Annotated in this window: 15 protein-coding genes; 10 read left to right on the top strand and 5 right to left on the bottom strand. The window is 68.6% G+C overall.

The genetic code is table 11. The annotated features are described in order from the left end of the window. Nucleotides 1-7 precede the first annotated feature (7 nt). The 6 genes from VD997_08020 (at nucleotide 8) to VD997_07995 (ending at nucleotide 6,966) form a co-directional block, all read left to right on the top strand. Nucleotides 8-1,558: a BON domain-containing protein gene (locus VD997_08020; GenBank protein HYE61929.1), complete on the top strand. Its 1,551-nt coding sequence runs from the start codon at nucleotides 8-10 to the stop codon at nucleotides 1,556-1,558. A 122-nt stretch (nucleotides 1,559-1,680) separates the two neighbouring features. Then, the gene (locus VD997_08015; protein HYE61928.1) at nucleotides 1,681-2,532 is read left to right on the top strand and encodes a response regulator transcription factor; all 852 of its coding nucleotides are present in this window, start codon (nucleotides 1,681-1,683) and stop codon (nucleotides 2,530-2,532) included. A 39-nt stretch (nucleotides 2,533-2,571) separates the two neighbouring features. Next, nucleotides 2,572-4,092, top strand: coding sequence for a HAMP domain-containing sensor histidine kinase (locus tag VD997_08010; GenBank protein HYE61927.1), 1,521 nt, complete (start codon nucleotides 2,572-2,574; stop codon nucleotides 4,090-4,092). A 91-nt stretch (nucleotides 4,093-4,183) separates the two neighbouring features. After that, nucleotides 4,184-4,810, top strand: coding sequence for a VOC family protein (locus VD997_08005; GenBank protein ID HYE61926.1), 627 nt, complete (start codon nucleotides 4,184-4,186; stop codon nucleotides 4,808-4,810). Nucleotides 4,811-4,858: 48 nt separating this feature from the next. Then, a complete protein-coding gene (cls, locus tag VD997_08000; GenBank protein ID HYE61925.1) occupies nucleotides 4,859-6,304 on the top strand; it encodes a cardiolipin synthase in 1,446 nt (481 codons plus the stop codon). Beyond that, on the top strand, nucleotides 6,301-6,966 hold the full coding sequence (locus tag VD997_07995; GenBank protein ID HYE61924.1) for a class I SAM-dependent methyltransferase: 666 nt from the start codon (nucleotides 6,301-6,303) through the stop codon (nucleotides 6,964-6,966). The genes cls and VD997_07995 overlap by 4 nt, the downstream gene beginning before the upstream one ends. Before the next feature lie 4 nt (nucleotides 6,967-6,970). Here VD997_07995 and VD997_07990 read toward each other — a convergent pair whose 3' ends face one another. Together VD997_07990 and tyrS are read right to left on the bottom strand one after the other, a co-directional pair. Then, the gene (locus tag VD997_07990) at nucleotides 6,971-7,957 is read right to left on the bottom strand and encodes a TlpA disulfide reductase family protein (protein HYE61923.1); all 987 of its coding nucleotides are present in this window, start codon (nucleotides 7,955-7,957) and stop codon (nucleotides 6,971-6,973) included. A gap of 50 nt (nucleotides 7,958-8,007) precedes the next feature. Next, nucleotides 8,008-9,321 carry a tyrosine--tRNA ligase gene (gene tyrS / locus VD997_07985; protein HYE61922.1) on the bottom strand — a complete coding sequence of 438 codons (1,314 nt, stop codon included), beginning with the start codon at nucleotides 9,319-9,321 and terminating at the stop codon, nucleotides 8,008-8,010. 43 nt (nucleotides 9,322-9,364) lie between these two features. Between tyrS and VD997_07980 the strand changes: the two genes are divergently transcribed. Then, the gene (locus VD997_07980; protein ID HYE61921.1) at nucleotides 9,365-9,856 is read left to right on the top strand and encodes a MauE/DoxX family redox-associated membrane protein; all 492 of its coding nucleotides are present in this window, start codon (nucleotides 9,365-9,367) and stop codon (nucleotides 9,854-9,856) included. A gap of 35 nt (nucleotides 9,857-9,891) precedes the next feature. On the opposite strand, the gene VD997_07975 is transcribed toward VD997_07980, so the two are convergent. Next, nucleotides 9,892-10,959 (bottom strand): prepilin-type N-terminal cleavage/methylation domain-containing protein, encoded by a 1,068-nt coding sequence (locus VD997_07975; GenBank protein ID HYE61920.1) that lies wholly within the window; start codon nucleotides 10,957-10,959, stop codon nucleotides 9,892-9,894. A 226-nt stretch (nucleotides 10,960-11,185) separates the two neighbouring features. After that, complete coding sequence (locus VD997_07970; GenBank protein HYE61919.1) at nucleotides 11,186-12,103, bottom strand: prepilin-type N-terminal cleavage/methylation domain-containing protein; 918 nt, start codon at nucleotides 12,101-12,103, stop codon at nucleotides 11,186-11,188. A gap of 138 nt (nucleotides 12,104-12,241) precedes the next feature. On the opposite strand from VD997_07970, the gene VD997_07965 reads away from it, so the two are divergent. Continuing rightward, nucleotides 12,242-13,297, top strand: a complete 1,056-nt coding sequence (locus VD997_07965) for a hypothetical protein (GenBank protein ID HYE61918.1) — start codon at nucleotides 12,242-12,244, stop codon at nucleotides 13,295-13,297. A 40-nt stretch (nucleotides 13,298-13,337) separates the two neighbouring features. On the opposite strand, the gene VD997_07960 is transcribed toward VD997_07965, so the two are convergent. Beyond that, entirely contained in the window at nucleotides 13,338-14,378 is a 1,041-nt protein-coding gene (locus tag VD997_07960) for a polyprenyl synthetase family protein (protein ID HYE61917.1), read from the bottom strand. A 174-nt stretch (nucleotides 14,379-14,552) separates the two neighbouring features. Here VD997_07960 and VD997_07955 point away from each other — a divergent pair, with 174 nt between their 5' ends. Both VD997_07955 and VD997_07950 read left to right on the top strand, forming a co-directional pair. Next, a complete protein-coding gene (locus tag VD997_07955; GenBank protein HYE61916.1) occupies nucleotides 14,553-15,428 on the top strand; it encodes an NAD(+)/NADH kinase in 876 nt (291 codons plus the stop codon). A 39-nt stretch (nucleotides 15,429-15,467) separates the two neighbouring features. After that, the gene (locus tag VD997_07950; GenBank protein ID HYE61915.1) at nucleotides 15,468-16,166 is read left to right on the top strand and encodes a type II secretion system protein; all 699 of its coding nucleotides are present in this window, start codon (nucleotides 15,468-15,470) and stop codon (nucleotides 16,164-16,166) included. Nucleotides 16,167-16,169 lie beyond the last annotated feature (3 nt).

Below are 16,169 nucleotides of genomic sequence, written 5' to 3'. Positions count from 1 at the left end.
GATGCACATGCAGCATGATGACCGTTCCAGCCGCTCGAACTACGACTCCGATCGGCACGACCAGGGGCAGCACCGTTCGTGGCAGGGCTCGGGTCAGGGTCAGGGTACGTACTCCTCGTCCTCGCAGTTCAACGATCCCAGCTATTCGTCTTCGCAGGGTGAAGGGCGCCGTCACCAGGACTCGTTCTCCGGCCAGTCTTATGGGCAGGGTGGCGGGCAGTCCGGCAGCGGCCAGTCCTTCGGCTCCGGTTACGGCTCGATGAGCGGCGGCGGCTACGGCGGCCAGGGCAGCATGGGCGGCTCGGGCTTCTCCGGCTACGGCGGCAGCGGCTACGGGCAGGGCTCTTCCGGTTACGGCAGCAGCGGCTACGGCCAGGGATACGGCAGCGGCTCGATGGGCGGCGGCTACGGCCAGGGCTTTGGCGGCTCACAGCAGTACGCCTCGCAGCAGGGCTTCGGCGGCCACAACTACGGGTCGCAGGGCTTCGGCAGCGGCTCGCAGGGCTACGGCAGCCAGGGCTACGGCTCTCAGGGCTACGGCAGCTCCGGCGGCAGCTGGGGCGGGTCCCAGGGCTTTGGCGGCCAGGGCTCCAGCGGCTACCAGAGCCCCGGGTACGGCACGAGCTCGGGCGGTTACGGCGGGCTGCAGTCCTACGGGTCGGGCGGCCAGTACGGCGGCCAGTACGGCGGCGGCTATGGCGGTGGGCAGTCGCCGTGGTCGAGCCAGTACGGCAGCTACGGGCAGTCCGGCTCCTTCGGGCGCGGGTCTGACTACGGCTCCTATGGCGGCGGCTCTGGCTCGGGCTACGGCCAGGGCATGGGCTCGGGCACCAGCGGCTGGCAGGGCATGGGCTCAACCAGCTACGGCGGCTCGGGCGGGTACGGCGGCAGCAGCGGCTACGGGAGCGGCGGCTACGGGGGCATGGGCTCCAGCGGCTACGGCTCGCAGTACGGCTCGGGGTCCGGCATGGGCGCGGGCGGCTCCAGCGGCGGCTCGTACGGCGGTTACAACCCCTCGGCGTTCGGCAGCAGCTCGTGGTACGGCGGCCAGGGCGCGGCGACCGGTTACGGCTCGTCGACCTTCGCCGGGCGCCAGAGCGACATGCGTTCCCGGCGCGGCCCCAAGGGCTACCAGCGCTCCGATGACCGCCTCCGCGAGGAGGTGATCGACAAGCTGCTGCAGCAGAGCGATATCGACCTTGACCAGATCGAGGTGCAGGTGAACCAGGGCGACGTGACCCTCTCGGGCAACGTCGACAACCGGCGCGTGAAGCACCAGATCGAGGACATCGTCGACAGTGTGTGGGGCGTCAAGGAGATCACCAACAACCTCAAGGTGTCCGGTGGGCTGTTCAGCGGCATGTTCGGCGGGGGCGACAAGGATCGCGACCGCTCAACCTCGCGGACCGGCAGCACTGCCGGCAGCTACAGCAGCGATGATGACAGCAGCCGCTCGCGCACGGGCGGGGGCACTTCGGGCAGCACGACCGGCGGAAGCACGGGATCGAGCTTCTCGGGGGGTTCCACCAGTGGCGGCAGCTCTTCCAAGTCCCGATGATTCAGAAGTGCAGATGACTGACAGACTTAGCTAGCTCCTTCTTCTCGGTTGCCCCTCCCTTCGCGGGGCGGGGCAGCCTTTCCGGTCCGGTCCCACTTGCCAAGCCCGCGGAGTACCCGACAATGCCCAGCGTGAATCAGAACCAGCCGGCGACGTCTACCCCAGGACGCGCGCAGAACCGTTTGGCGGAGCAGAAGCCCGCCCCCACTGCTTCCCCCTCGGGCCTCGGGCGTGCGACCGTTCCTCCTCCCAGCCAGCAGCCGGAGAACTCCGGCGATTCCACAAAGGCAACCACCATGCGAACGCTCGTGATCGAAGACAACCCGAAGATGGCCGCGGCTATCGCCCAGGGTCTCAAGGAGCAGGGCTACGCGGTCGACACGTTCCACACCGGGTTCGAAGGCGAGGAGGCCGCGGCCCTGTCGCCCTACGACGTGGTGGTTCTGGACCTGATGCTCCCCGACCGGGACGGCATGGACGTGTGCCGTGCCCTCCGCCGGCGGGGCGTGAAGACGCCGATCCTGATCCTGTCGGCGATCAGCGCCACCAGCGACAAGGTCGCGGGGCTCAACGCGGGCGCCGACGACTTCCTGGCCAAGCCCTTCGAGTTCGACGAGCTGATCGCGCGGGTGCGGGCGCTGCTGCGTCGCGGGCAGGCGACGGAGGCGGCGGTGCTGCGCGTGGGCGACGTCGAGCTCGACCTCGCGAAGCGGAACGTGAAGCGGGCCGGGCAGGTGATCCAGCTGACGAGCAAGGAGTTCGCGCTGCTGGAGTACTTCATGCGGAACGCGGACCGCGTGCTGACCCGCACACAGATCGGCGAGCACGTGTGGGACATGAACTTCGACACGTCCTCCAACGTCATCGACGTGTACGTGTCGATGCTCCGCCGCAAGATCGACAAGGAGTTTGACTCCCCGTTGATCCATACGATCATCGGCACGGGCTACATGTTCAGCGCCCACCGTCCCTGAGCGGGGGTGAGCACAGGCCTGTGAACGAGGGGACCTGAGTTGCCACCGCTGGTTCGCACGCTCCGTTTCCGCCTCGCCCTCGCGTTCTTCATCTGGACGGGGCTCTTCCAGCTTGGGCTCGTCATCGCCCTCCCGCTCGCGCGGGAGGTTTTCGTGCGCCGGGAGGTCGAGCAGCGGCTCGAGGACGCCGTGCCGCGGATCGTGCAGTCGCTGCGGGATGGCGGGCTGGGGGACCTGCAGACGCGCCTGCAGTCCTCCGAGCTGGACCGGGCGGGGCTGACGATCGAGGTGCGCAACGCGCAGAACGTGGCGATCGGCACCACGGCCCGCGAGGGGTTCTTCGGCGCCGAAGCCGCGAACGACTCGATCATCAAGGCCACGAACCCGGAGACAGGCGAGCAGGAGAGGTACCAGGTCGCTGTGACCACCGCGGACGTGGACGGGCAGCCGGTCAAGATCTACGCGGCCCTGTCGCTGGCAGCGTTTGACCGGATGCACAGCTCGCTCATCACGATGCTCGCGGCGGGGCTCGTCGTCGGGCTTATCGGTTCGGGCGTCGGCGGGTGGATGGTCTCGGGCGTGGTGGTGAAGCGGATCGACCGCGTAGCCAGGGCCGTGCGGGAGGTGTCGCCGACGCGACTGGACGAGCGGGTGGAGATACCCGCGGGCGAGGACGAGATCGGGCAGATGACCCGCGACCTGAACAAGATGCTGGAGCGGATGGCAGTTGCTTTCCGCAGCCAGGAGCGGTTCATGTCGGAAGTGAGCCACGAGCTCAAGACGCCGCTGTCAGCGCTGCTGACCGAGGCCCAGGTGCTCAAGCAGATGCGGGCGGCGCCGCGGTACAGCGTGCCGGGGATCGATCCCAAGCAGCTGGCGGAGACGCGTCGGGCGCTGGAGCCCTACGAGCGGTTCGTGCTGAGCGTTGAGGAAGAAATGCGGTGGCTGGGGAAGCTCGTGGAGAGCTTCCTGATGCTCGCGCGCTTCGGGCACGGCAAGCAGTTCGTGGCGGAAGCGGTTGTGCCGATGAACGACGTGGTGCTCGACGCGGTGGAGCACTCGACGCTGTACGCCCGCCAGCACGGCGTGAAGCTGGCGTTGACGCTGTACGACGCGGCGGAGAACGAGCCCGAGGCGCTGATCCGGGGCGATGCGGAGCTGCTGCGGGTCGTGGCCGACAACCTCATCCGCAACGCCGTGCAGTTCTCGAAGAAGGGCGATTCGGTGTTCATCCGGCTGGGGTACGAGCCGCCGCAGACAGGTGTGGAACACGGGATGCTGGTGTTCACGGTGAAGGACCAGGGGCCGGGCGTGCCCGCGGAGTACGCGGAGCGGATCTTCGATCGGTTCCAGCAGGCCCCCAGCAAGGCGGCGACGCGCCGCGGCAGCGGCCTGGGCCTCACGATTTCCAAGAGCATCGTGGACCTGCACGGGGGCACCATCGACCTGCGGAACGACCCCGAGGGCGGCTGCACCTTCCGCGTGCGGTTGCCGCTGCCGCCGCTTCAGCCGGCCGTCTCGGCTGCGATCGAGCGTGCCCCCGAGCCAGTGCACGCCTGACCCGGCTGATTCACCCGGCATTGAGAGGTCCTTAAGCCCCTCCCGCGAGACTTGGGCCCGTTCTCTCCCCAGTTCTCGGACCGGAGGCCTCATGTACAGCCAGCCCTTTGACGCTCTTGCACACACCGGCTACGGCCTCGCTCGCGAGCTGCCGGGCCCGCGCCCGGCGACTCCTGTCGTTCTGTGGGTCGCGGACCTGGAAGTCGCCCGCAAGTTCTACTTCGACCTGCTCGGCTTCGTTCCCGCGGAGGGGTACGGGTATACGGACAACCGCCTCGTCCTGGTGTCGCCGCTGCTGGCGCACGGGTACCGCTCGATCGTGCTCACGCGCGACCAGCGGGGGGCGACCTCCCATGGGCTGCTGCTGGAGCTTGAGAGCAGCTCGGAGCTGCTGGACCGCTACATGCTCGCCCGCCTGCTGGGTGCGGCGACCACCCCACTTCTTACCCGCGGGCGCAGCCTGACCGTGGGCATCAAGGACCCCGACGGGAATGACCTTGAGCTGTGCGCCCGCGCATCGGCACGGGAGCAGACGCCGGTGGCGACACGCTGGGGGCGGGTTACTGGCGGCGAGGGCTCGTCGCCGACGCGCCACGGGCGCGGGCGGGGCGGCGGGAGCGTGCAGGAGGAGGCTGCCGGCGAGCGGTCGCTCGACTGGTTCGACGCGTTCTGCGAAGCAGATAACGCGCCAGCACGGGCGCCCCGCACGGGGCGCTGACGCAGGAAACGGCGGCGGCCCGTACACTCCGGGCGCGCTCGCGCCGGCATGCCGTGGACGAACCTCGATATCTCGTTCTTTCTCGAAGTCGCGGAGTGGCTCATCCGCGGCTGGATGTTCTACGTGGTGATCTCGCGCCCGCAGCGGCCGGTGGTGGCGCTGGCGTGGCTGGCGGTGAGCCTCACACTGCCGTGGCTGGGGCTGCTGCTGTACTTCCTGATCGGGGAGCGGCGGCTGGGGCGGAAGCGGGCCCGAAAGTACGTGCAGTCGGTGCACCTCGAGCAGATGGCCAAACACCCGGGCGTGAACCGGGCGTTTGTCGCCAAACCGCAGATCGACGAGCACCAGCGGCGGCTGGTGAACGTCGCGGAGTCTCTGGTTGGCATGCCGATCCTGGGCGGGAACCAGGTCGATCTGATGCCGCACACGGCCAAGTTCGTCGATCGCCTGATCGAGGAGATCGACGGGGCGAAGACGAGCGTGCACCTGCTGTACTTCATCTTCGAGGATGACGACGTGGGGCGGCGGGTGGGGGCGGCGCTGGCGCGGGCGGCGCAGCGGGGGGTGAAGTGCCGCGTGCTGGCGGACGCGGCGGGGTCGTTCTTCTTCTTCAGCGATCTGGCGGACCGGCTGGAGGAGCAGGGCGTAGAGGTGCGGGCGAACCTGCCGGTGCGGAACCTGCGGCGGCTGCTCTCGCGCCTGGATCTGCGGAACCACCGCAAGCTGGCGATCATCGACGGGCTGGTGGCGTACACCGGCTCGCACAACATCGTGCGGGCCAGCATCGGCACGCGCCGGGGCGGCACGTGGCAGGACCTGACGGCGCGGATCGTGGGGCCGACGGTCAACCAGCTGCAGGCGGTATTCCTGGACGACTGGTGCTTCGAGACGGAGGAGTCGATCAAGCCCGAGGGGCTCTTCCCGCCGCCGCACACGCCCGACCGCACGCCGATCCAGGTCGTGCCCACGGGCCCGAGCGGCGGGCTCAACGCGATCATGCGGGACGTGATCATCGAGGCGCTGCACTCGGCGCACACGCGGGTAATCATCACGACGCCGTACTTCGTGCCCGACGAGGCGCTGGTGACGGCGCTGCGGCTGGCGGCGGCGCGGGGGGTGCAGGTGGACGTGGTGATGCCGCACGCGAGCGACAACGTGCTCGCGGACGCCGCGGCGCGGAGCTACTTCGCGCAGCTGCTGGACGCGAAAGTCAACATGTACTTGAACCGCGCGGGCATGCTGCACGCCAAGACGATGACGGTGGACGACGGGTTCTCGATGATCGGCTCGGCGAACTTCGACATCCGCTCGTTCTTCCTGAACTTTGAGCTCAACCTGCTGCTGTACGAGCAGGAGGCCACGGCGAAGCTGCGGTTCGTGCAGAGCCAGTACATCATGGACTCGGAGAAGGTGACGGCGGAGGGGTGGAAGCGGCGGCCGACGTGGCGGAAGCTGACGCAGAACGCGGCCATGCTGCTGAGCCCGCTGCTGTGACGGGGGACGCTGCGAATACGAGTGCGGGCGCGGCGGGCGGCGAGAACGCGGCACGGTGGACGAGCGACCGTGCGCGCCGGTACTTCGCGGAGCGTGCGGACCAGTACGACGCGAAGTCGCGGCGCGGGCTGTGGGCGCACCTGCGGTCCATCGAGACGCCGGTGGTGATGCAGATGGCCGCGGTGAGGCCGGGCGAACGGGTGCTGGACGCGGGGTGCGGGGCGGGGCACTACACCGAGGCGCTGGTGGCGGCGGGGGCGCGGGTGACGGCGCTGGATGCACTGCGGCCGATGTTGGAGCGGGTGCGGGAACGGCTCAGGGTGGAGGGCGTGCACGGCGACCTGGCGACGGTGCGGCTGGAGCCGGTGTACGACAAGGTGGTGTGCGCGGGGGTGCTGGAGTTTGTGCCCGATCGAGAGAGGGCGCTGGCGAACCTGGCGCGGGGGCTGCGGGTGGAGGGGCCACGGGAGATCACGCTGCTAATCCTGGCGCGGTGCGTGACCGGGTACGGCTACTGGCTGCTGCGGCGGTGCAACGGGTTCAGCGTGCCGATGTACACGCGGCGCGGCCTAGAGCGCCTGGCGGGGGAGGCGGGGTTGCGCGTGGTGGAGCTGCGGCGGGCGGGGTTCAACTGGGTGGCGCGGCTGACGCCGATCTCGTAGAGGCTCAGGGCTTGAGGGTCTTGAGCTTGGCTTCCGCGGCGTCGAGCTCGGCGTTGAGCTTGGTGAGCTTGGTGGCGTTCGCGCTGATCTCGAGGTACGCGCCGGTGATGGCTCCGTCGGCGTCCTTCTTGCCCTCGAGCTCCTTGATCTTGGCGCGGAGGCGGGCGTTGTCGGCCTCGATGTCCTTGCGCTGCTGGCGGAGCTTCTCGATGTGGGCGCGGAGCTCGTCGGAGGAGTCGGGGAGTGTGTAGTCGGTGGGTGTGCGCGCGGGGCGGTCGGTGCGCATGCGCTCGGGGGCGGTGGTCTTCCGGGGCTTGTCCTTCTCGGGCGCGGCGTCGGGCTTCTGGGTGTCCTGCGCCTCGGCCTCCGCCCGGGCGCGCATGGCCTTGTCGGCCTCGATGATCTGGGCGAGCTTCTCTTCGGTGAGCGGGTCCTCGCCGCCGGGGAAGCCCTGCCAGCGGACGATGCCGTCGCTGCTGATCACGAGCACGTGGGGGATGCCGCCGATGCCGATGGCCTTGGACATCGTCTGCTTGGTGTCGATGGCCATGGCGTAGGTGATCTGCTGGGCGCGCATGAAGTTCTCGACCTCGCGCGGGGCCTCGTTGCTGATGCCGATGACGACGAGGTCGTCCTTGTACTTCTCCTGCCAGGCCTTGAGCTCGGGGATGACGCGCCGGCAGGGGCCGCACCAGGTGGCCCAGAAGTCGATGAGGACGACCCTATTCTCGCGGTCGGGCTCCTTGTTCAGCCACTTCTCAACCTTGAAGGCCGGGGGCTTCTTGTTGCGGAAGTCCTTCTGGGCGTTGAGGTCCTTGACGGGGGTCGCGGGCCACTTCACTTCTTTCGCGGGCGCCTTGGCGGGCTGCTTGGTTTCCGGCTGGCGCTGGTCGCGCGGCTTGTTGAAGCGATCGACCTGGGCCGTGCTCGTGGAGGCGAGCACGAGTGAGACGGCCAATGACGCGCCGAGCTTGTGCATGAGGGGGGACATCCGGACCTCCAGGCCATCGGCTGAGCCGAGGGCGGTTTGCAGTCTACCAGCTACTTCCAGCGGGTCACGTGCCAGTTCTTCTTGCCGCGGCGGAGGGCGATGATGGAGCCGTGGAGCAGGTCGGCGGTTCTGGCGCGGTCCTCGGGGCCGACCTTGCGGCCGTTGAGGGCGACGGAGCCGCCGGCGAGGAACTCCTTGGCTTCGCGCTTGCTCGCGGCGAGGCCGGTGGTGACGAGCAGGTCGAGGATGGGCACGCCGTCGCCCTCGAGCTGCGTGCGCGGCTGGTCGCTGCTGGGGACGCTGGCGAGGGCCTCGAGCAGGGTCTTCTCGGGGAGGCCGGCGATCTCGCCGGAGAAGAGGGCCTTGGCCGCGGCCTCGGCGTGGTCGAGCTCGGTCTTGCCGTGGAGCATCTCGGTGACGCTGCGGGCGAGGGCGCGCTGGGCCTCGCGGGCGCCGGGGTTGCTCTTTTGGAGGAGCATGAGCTCTTCGATGCGCTCGCGCGGGAGGAAGGTGAAGGTTTTGAGGAAGCGCTCGACGTCGGCGTCGTCGGCGTTGAGCCAGAACTGGTAGAAGGCGTAGGGGCTGGTGCGGTCGGCGGTCATCCAAACGGCGCCGGACTCGGTCTTGCCGAACTTGGTGCCGTCGGCCTTGGTGATGAGGGGGGTGGTGAGGCCGTGGACGTCGGGGGCGGGGCCTGTTGAGCCGCTGGCGGCGTGGACCTTGCGGATGAGGTCGGTGCCGGCGGTGATGTTGCCCCACTGGTCACTGCCGCCCAGCTGCATAGTGACGCCGTGCTTCTGGTGCAGGTGCAGGAAGTCGTAGGCCTGGAGGACCATGTAGGAGAACTCGGTGTAGCTGATGCCCTGGTCGCGGTTGCTGAGGCGCTCGCGGACCGACTCCTTTTGGATCATGGCGTTGACGCTGAAGTACTTGCCGATGTCGCGGAGCGCCTCGAGGTAGCTGATAGCGCAGAGCCAGTCGGCGTTGTTGACCATGATGCCGGCGCGGGGGCCGCTGAAGTCGATGATCTTCTCGAAGATCCGTTTCTGGCTGGCGACGTTGGCCTCGACCTTCTCGCGGGTGAGGAGCTGGCGCTCGGCGGTTTTGCCCGAGGGGTCGCCGATGAGGCCGGTGCCGCCGCCGCCAACCACGACCGGGATGTGGCCGGCGCGCTGGAAGTGGGCCAGGAGCATCATGGGGACCATGTTGCCGATGGTGAAGGAGTCGGAAGTGGGGTCGAACCCGGCGTAGCCGCGCCGGGTGGCAGAGGCGAGGTGGGCGCGGAGCTCGGGCTCGCCGGTGGTCTGGGCTATGAGGCCGCGCCATTGAAGCTCGGAGACGAAGTCGGTCGTCGGAGAGGTCATGGGGCAACCGTAGGGGGGAAGGCTCGCCCGCTAGAGTACGGGCGTGAAGCCCCCTGCCCCGACACGTGTACTGACGTGGCCTCGCGTGCACCGCGCGATCAGCCTGCTGCTGACGGTGGTGTGGGTGGGCGCGGGTGCGACGAAGCTGGTGGGGCTATCTTCGTTCGAGGGCGTGCTCAGCGCGCACGGCGTGCTACCGGACCGCGTGATCGACCTCGCGTGGGTGGTGCCTGCGGTGGAGGTCGTGCTCGGGGGCGTGCTGTTCGTGACCGCGGCGGCCCCGGTGCGGCGGGGGCTGCTCATCGCGGCGGCGTGCGTGTCGGCGCTGCTGCTGCTCGCGTTCGCGGTGTACGTCTCGCGCGTGGACGCGGGGGTGTTCGAGGCGGCGGGGTGCGGGTGTGGCGGGATCTGGGGGCTGGGTGAGGTGAGGCCTTCGCGGGGGGCCGTGATTGGTGTGGATGTGGTGCTGGCGGCGCTGTCGTTGGCGCTCCTCGCGGTGCCGAAGCCGGGCAAAAACGGAAAGCCCCACGCGTAGCGTGGGGCTCTCGAAGTCAGTCGAGCGAGATCCGCTTAGCGGATGTCGGCGGGGTTGAAGTTCCAGTCCGGGTTGGTGGCGTGGTTGCTCCACTTGGTCATGTCGCGGAGTTCAGCCAGGTTCTGGTACTTGACGCTGCCGTCCATCTGGGCGGTGACAGCCTTGCCGTTGCAGCGCATGTCGAGCATGCCCCAGGTGCTGGGCGGCTGCCGCTTGTCGAAGGTGTTGCTGGTGCTCCAGGCGTTCGCCAGCGTGAAGGCCGCGCCGAGAGCAGCGCTGCGCTGATAGGGCGAAGCCTTCGGCGGGAGGACGATCCAGTAGCCCGGGCGGATGACGTGGGTCGCACTGGTCGGGTTCGGGAGGTCCTGGCCCCAGCCCCAGAGGGCGCCGCCACCCATGACGTCGGCGCCGCGGGCGGACGCGAGGTGGATGAGCGATGCGGGGTTGCGGACGTCAGCCGTGCGCTGAACGTAGAAGTTGCCGCCGGAAGCGCGGGGATTGCCGGCAGGGGTGGGGTTGCCGTAGTTGTCCATGTAGGGGGCGCCGCGCCCGGGCCCCTGGCCACGGAACGCGCCGAACTGGTAGGCGCCGCCGACGTAAACGCCGTTCACGCCCAGTGAGGGGTGGTACGCGTAGGCGTTGAGGATGTCGGTGCTGTTGTTGTGCCAGCGGAACGGGCCAGAGTCGGTGCCCTCGTCAAGACGCTTGTCGAAGTCCTGGCGGGTGGCCTTGTCGAGCTGCACCTGCTGCATCGACCAGTTGCTGGCGTGCCAGTAGTAGGGCGTCCAGACCTTGAGGCAGGAGCCGTCCATCATCTTGCCCTTGGTGAGGGGGTCGGATGCGAACAGCGTGTACTCGTTGACGCCGTGGTTCCAGGCCCAGTGGGCGCCGGCGGGCATGATCTTGTCGCGGGACTCCGAGGAGTAGGACGCGAAGGCCAGCGTCATCTGGTGGGCGAGCGAGCCTTCCTGGGCCATGCGGCCCGAGCACTTGGCCTTGCTGAGGGCGGGGAGCAGGATGCCGATGAGGAGCGCGATGATGGCGATCACCACCAGCAGCTCGATGAGGGTAAAGGCACGACGCACCCGCGGGAGATTCAACATAATTCTGCGCTCCATGAGCTACAAGGCCCCGGACCCGGGGCTGTCCCGACCACGATCTAACGCTCAACGACCCACAACGACCGACCCAGAACGAGTCCCGCTCAGAATGACTCTACCTGCCTCCCACCCCTCGTGCAACCGGGTTTCGGCCCGGGGGCGTCACTCACATCGGAAATTCGTCGGATACCGGACCTGATTCCCGTACGCAAGGGGTTCGGGTCCGGTTTCAACGAGGGGTGAGGGCCCAATCGGGCCCCGTGGCCTGATCGGCCCAGAGGCGCATGTCGTTCAGGTCATCCCAGCTTGCGACCCCGACATGCGCATCCAGATGCGCGGCCACGGCCTTCCCGCCATACCTCAATGCGGCAAATCCGGAGTTGAGCCCCGGGGTTTGTGAGTTGGCGTCGTAGGCGGCCGCCCAGACGCGGGGCTGGTGGGCGGCAAAGCGGGGCGGCTCGAGGCGGAAGAACCCCTGCGGGTTGCTCAGAAAGGGGACGTGGGGGTGGGACTCGGAGCGGGCGGAGGCGAAGACAAGGAGGCTGGAGGGGCGGCGTGCGTCGTCGATCCGCTCGAGGTAGGGCTTGCCGTAGACGCGGTTGAAGATGGGGTCGAAGGCGCTGTGGCGGTCGCTGCCGCCGATGAAGGCGATGTTCATCCCCATCGAGGGGAAGAGGCTGACGACGTAGTCAAAGCCGACGCCGAAGCTGCTGTAGGAGGGCTCGCCATCGCGGAGGGCGGCGAGGACCTTGTCGTCGTCGTAGAGGCCGCGGAAGTCGTAGTTGAGGTAGGGGGCGAGGCGCCACGGGTAGCGCTGGGCCTCTTCATCGAGGAGGCGCTGGCCGCGGTCACCGATGACGGGCATGGGGCCATTCACCATGGCGCGGCTGGCGTATCCCGGGAGGACCTGGCCACGGGCAGCGTCGGTGTAGAGGTAGAAGGCCGTCATGAGCTGACGGGCGCCGGACATCTCGCGGGTCTGGCGGGCGGTGGTGCGGGCCTTGCCCAGGGCGGGGATGAGGATGCCGATGAGCAGGGCGATGATGGCGATGACGACGAGGAGCTCGATGAGGGTGAAGGCCCAGGGGCGGAGGGGGCAGCGTCGCGCGGGGCGGTTGGCGGGAATGGAAGGGGCTTGGGGGTGCATCCGTGGGCTGGGGCGCGGCGGAAGTTGAGTGCCAGGGCGGCGGGAACTGCAGTTGTGGTGTTCTAGTATAGATTCCCGCTGGACAGGAATCATTCCTGTCGCACAGTTGACGGTGGGCGAGAGTTGAAAGGCGATGCGATGATCCGTTGGAACTTCCCTGCGGTGGTCGGTGCGGTCGGGCTGGTGGCGGGCGCGGCCCATGGTCAGAGTGCCTCAGGGACGGTTTCGTCGCCGGCGCTGGACCGGTGGATGTACCCGTTCAACTCCTCGCCGGGCGTGGAGGCGAACGCACCGGTGTACGCGGCCTTGCAGAGCCCCGGTTTCGATGATCGCGATGCGCAGTTCCTGGTTGGGTTCGACACGGGGGCGATCGCGCCCGCGGGTGTGGGCGAGCGGCGGTACCGGGTGTATGCGCTGCGGCTGCGGGTGGTGGTGAGCAACGACATGCGGTTCGCGTACGACCCGACGCCGGATCATGTGTCGTCGTCGTATGGGACGACGGACCCGGACTACATCCCGGATGCGGATACCGGGAAGCCGGTCGAGGTGTTTGCGGTGGGGTTCCGCAACGGGCAGTCGGCGGGGACGTACGGGGAGTCGAGCGCGTTCAGCACGACGCCGACCCTCCCGCCGCAGCAGTCGATCCGGAGCGCGTTCGCGGCGACGGTATCGGCCGACGGGACCGCCACCGATGTGTCGAACCAGGTGAAGGAGAAGCGGAACGCTCAGGGGCTGGCGGTGGGCGTGAACCCGGCGCTGACGCCGGGGCAGCTGGTGCCGCAGGGGACGGAGCTGTTCTTTGATGTTGACCTGTCGACGCCGGAAGTGCAGAACTATGTGTCGCGCGCGCTGAACGAGGGGCGGCTGCTGCTGATGGTGACGTCGCTGCACCCGGCGAGCGGCGGGCCGGGCGGGGGCGGGGGCGTGGTGTACCCGAGCTTCTACACAAAGGAGAACGCGGTGGCGCCGGTGCTGGGGTACACGGCGTCGCTGGAGGCGAGCGTCGAGTGGTACCCGTACGTGGACTTCAACCTCGACGGGGACATCGGGACCGACCAGGACATTGAGGCGTTCTTCCGGGCCCTTGGTGGGTTCGGGGGGAACTCGGACTTCAACATGGATGGTGACTACGGGACGGACCAGGACATCGAGTGCTTCTTCGCGGCGCTGGGTGGGGCGAGTTGTCCGTTCTGAGTGGGCGCGTATCGAGTCACCCCAATTGTGCAATCCGCTGCTAGAAGGCGCGGTTGACGACGGCGTCGGCCATGGCGCGGAGCATGGCTTTGGCGGGGCTTTCGGCGATGACGTCGAGGCGGGTGAGGGCTTCGCGGACGAAGCGCTCGGCGGTGGTGCGGGCGTAGGTGATGGAGCCGGTGGACTCGAGGGCGTTGAAGAGGTCGGCGCCGGCGTTGGAGCCGGGGGTGGCGGCGGCTTCGAGGAGGAGGAGGGTGCGGCCACGGGACTTGGCGTCGGCGTGCGCGAGGTGGTGGACGAAGGGCAGAGTCATCTTGCCCTTCTCGAGATCCTTGCCGACGGACTTGCCTACGACGGCTTCCTTGCCGGTCAAGTCGAGCAGGTCGTCCTGGATCTGGAAGGCGACGCCGAGCTTGCGGCCGAAGTCGGCGAGGGCGGAGCAGGCGTGGTCGGGGGCGCCGGACTGGGCGGCGCCGAGCTCGGCGCTGGTGGCGATCAGCTCGGCGGTCTTGCGGGCGACGACCTCGTAATAGGTGGGCTCGTCAAGGGAGTAGTCATCGCGGTGGTGGAGCTGAAGGAGCTCGCCGGCGCAGGTGACAACGGCGGCGCGGGCGACGGCGAGGGCGGCGCGGTTGGTGGGGAGAGTTGAACAAAGGTGGTAGGCGGAGGCGATGAGGTAGTCGCCGAGGATGACGGCGGCCTCGTTGCCGTAGAGGCGGTTGACGGTGTCGCCGCGGCGGCGGGTGTCGGCCTCGTCAAGGACGTCGTCATGCACGAGGGTGGCCATGTGGACCATCTCGCAGACGGCGGCGATAACGAGGTGCTCGCGGGTGATGAGCGAGCCGAGGGCGTCGGGCGGGGTGCGGGCGATGTGGGGATGGGCGGCGATGCCGGTGACGATGGTGAGCGTGGGGCGGAGCATCTTGCCGCGGTAGTGCTCGATGTGGCGGCAGAGCTTGGAGACGGGGGGCAGGTCGGAGCGGAGCTGCTGGTCGAAGACGCGGCGGATGCCGGCAAGGGCGTCGCCGATGGCGTCGGCGAGTGGCGCGAGCTGTTCAGGCAGGTCGAGGGCGGTCTTCACGCGGGAACGTTAGCGCGGGGGCTATTGGTATGACGGGGAGGACGGGCGGGCGCATCTGGTGGTGCTTCTCAAGGCTCGTGCTGCACCATCATGAAACCACCCGCTGCAACGACGAAGTCTCCGGCGAACTCCCCCACTGCTGCACCTAGAGTTGGCGGCACGGGAGTTTCACGCATGGGTCGGAGCGCACTGCTGCTGGTCAACCCGCACAAGCCGGCCGCCGCGACGGCGGCGGCGGAGGTGCGTGCGCTGATCCAGCAGTACGGGCGGCTGGTGGCGGAGCTGCCCGCGGACAACACGCCGCTGCCGCCGGCGGCGCTGGAGGCGGAGCTGATCGTGGTGTTCGGGGGCGACGGGACGCTGCTGTCGCAGGCGCGGCGTGCGGCGCTTCCGGGCACGTCGATGCTGGGCGTGAACATGGGGCGGCTGGGGTTCCTTGCGGAGTTCGACATGCCGGCGCTGCGGGAGCAGGCGGCGGGGATCTTCGGTGCAGGCGAGCTGCTGATCCAGGAGTTCAGCCTGATCCAGGTGCAGGTGTTTGGACCGCGGGGGGAGCGTCCAAGGTTTGAGGAAGTGGCGCTGAACGAGGCGGTGCTGACGGCGGGTCCGCCCTACCGGATGATCAACCTTGCGTTCAGCATCGACGGGCACACGGGGCCGACGATCAGCGGCGACGGGGTAATCATCTCGTCACCGCTGGGGTCCACGGCGTACAACCTCTCCGCGGGCGGGCCGATCCTGTCGCCGACGGTGGACGCGTTCGCGATCACGCCGATCGCGGCGCACTCGCTGTCGGTGCGGCCGGTGGTGGTGCCGGGGCACAGCCGCATCGAAATCAAGGCGCTGAAGGCCAACCGGGAGTCGCCGGACCCCAATGTGGGCACGACGCTGGTGCTGGACGGGCAGGTGCAGGCGCCGGTGGGGACGGGTGACCGGATCCTGATCACGCGGCACGCGCGGAAGATCCGGTTCGTGCAGAACCCGCGTTCGGACTACTGGTCCCGGCTGATCGGGAAGATGAACTGGTCGGTGGCGCCGAAGTTCTCGTGAGGGTGCTGGCAGGAACGCAGGGCCGGTTACACTTGTTTCGTGGCGCGGGCCTTCACACTCGTTGAGCTTCTGGTGGTGATCGCGATCATCGCGGTGATGATCGGGATCCTGCTGCCCGCGCTGAGCAAGGCGCGGGACGCGGGACGCTCGGTGGTGTGCCTGTCGAACCAGCGGCAGATTTTCGCATGCTGCCGGATGTACGCGGACCAGAACCGTGGGATCGGCCCGGCGCTGGGCACGCCCTACGGGACGCTGCCGAACTGGGCGCTGGTGGTGCAGAGCTTCACTGGGATCGAGGGGGCGACCTCGAGCGCGCTGTACACGGAGCGGTCGGTGCTGGTGTGCCCAACGGTGAAGCAGAAGTACGGCGCGGGCATGCAGCGGACGTACGCCATGAACGGGACGGGGCACGCGGGGCAGCCGGGGGACCCGGACAACTTCGATGATGAGAACTGGGCGGTGGGCGTGGGCGGGCAGGTGCGGTTTGCGCATGTGGCGTACGACCGCGTGACTCGTCCGGCGGGGACGAGTCTGTGTGTGGACTCGGCGGCGGGGGCTGTAGCGACAGGTGCGCCGCCGCCGACACGCACGGCGAGCATCCTGGATTACCGGCAGAGCGATCACGTGCAGAACCGCGTGGGCTACTTCCACATGCGGCGGTTCAACGGCGCGATGTACGACGGGTCGGCGAAGAACTGGGAAGAGGTGCAGGGGGATTGGGTGACGCCGCTGCCGTGAGCG

Source organism: Phycisphaerales bacterium (assembly GCA_035627955.1).
Lineage (GTDB): Bacteria > Planctomycetota > Phycisphaerae > Phycisphaerales > UBA1924 > JAEYTB01.
The sequence above is the reverse complement of the archived record's forward strand: the minus strand, read 5'-3'. Positions and strand labels throughout refer to the sequence as shown.